At 40.0% G+C, this 1472-nt stretch carries 2 protein-coding genes; both read left to right on the forward strand.

Going from position 1 to position 1472, the window contains the following annotated elements:
• Positions 1-572: IS607 family transposase (locus F6K40_RS40190; protein ID WP_293145926.1), on the forward strand; the 572-nt coding region annotated here is incomplete at its 5' end.
• Between the two features lie 58 nt (positions 573-630).
• Positions 631-1472 (forward strand): transposase (locus F6K40_RS40195; protein WP_293145928.1); only part of this gene is annotated, 842 nt, incomplete at its 3' end.

A 1472-nucleotide genomic window follows, 5' to 3' on the forward strand; every position in this document is an offset into this window, starting at 1 on the left:
GAGTTGCAGTTTCAAGTCTCAGACGATGGGATGAAGTTGGCAAAATCAAGGCAATCAAAACCCCATCAGGGCACAGGCGGTACTCAATCGCAGAAATCGAACAAGCAGGGGGTTTGCCCAGAGCAATTACCACTGTTTGTTATGCACGGGTCTCAAGTCATTCCCAACGAGACGATATTGAGAGACAAATTGAACTATTGCTCTCAAGATTCCCAGAAGCAGAAATCGTATCAGAAGTTGGCAGCGGACTTAATTTTAAGCGGAAGGGATTCCTCTCCATTTTGGACAGAATTTGCACAGGTGATATCAAGCGCCTTGTCGTTGCCCACCCAGACAGACTCGTTAGATTTGGATTTGAATTGGTTAAATGGTTATGCGAACGTAACGAGTGCCAACTCTTGGTTCAGGGTGACAGCAAGCAATCTCCCGAGCCAGAACTCGTTCAAGATATGTTGTCCATCATCCACTGCTTCAGTTCGCGGCTTTATGGGTTGCGAAGATACAAAAAAGAAATCAGCGAAAAAATACGGGAAAAACCCGTACAAAAGAAGTCAAAAAGTTCAGCCAAATAATGTTTTCAAAGTTCCAGTTTGGCCCTCTCAAGAACTACATAAAATTTGGAAACAATGGTTGGCGGCTTACCGTTGGGTTTACAATCAATGCGTTGAGTTTTTTAATCAACAACAAGTCCTTCCGAAAGGAAAATCACTAGACCAAATAATTCAAAGCAGACAGAGCTTTCGGGAAAATGAATGGACTAAATGTTTAGGAAAAACTAGACAAGAAGCTGTTTGTGAAGCAGAACAGGCATATAAACAAGCCAAAGCTGCTAACAACACTCAAAATTTTCAATTGCGTTATCGTTCTTGTCGGAATAAATCCCAAGTAATTCAGTTTAAAAATGATGCTTATCGGGATGGAACTTGGTTTCCTAAAAAGGTAAAAGGTCATCTTTTTTGTACTGCAATAGGATATCAAATACCTCGTAATTGTGATTATGGAACTGAGCTTGTTTATCAACGAGGACAGTGGTTTGCTTGCTTTCCTCAATACATTAAACCATTAACAACTGATTCTGATCGAGTTATTGCATTAGACCCGGGAAACAGAGCATTTTTAACTGGCTATGATGGTGAAAACGTTTTAGAAATTGGTAAGGGAGACATCGGGCGAATTAACCGTTTATGCTCGCACCTTGACAATTTATTAAGTCGTGCCGCACTCTCAAAAAACAAACGCCAACGTTATCAAATGCGCAAGGCAGCAAGTCAAATGAGAAGCCGAATTCAACATCTGGTAAAGGATTTGCATAGCAAAGTAGCTTCAGTATTAGTGAATAGCTACAAACTAATTTTTCTGCCAACTTATGAAACCTCTAAAATGGTTCTTAAATCATCTAGAAAAATTAATCGTAAATCTGTGAGAAATATGTTGACTTGGAGTCACGGAAAATTTGCCTCTCATATAGAGCA

The organism is Okeania sp. SIO3I5 (genome assembly GCF_010672085.1).
Lineage (GTDB): Bacteria > Cyanobacteriota > Cyanobacteriia > Cyanobacteriales > Microcoleaceae > Trichodesmium.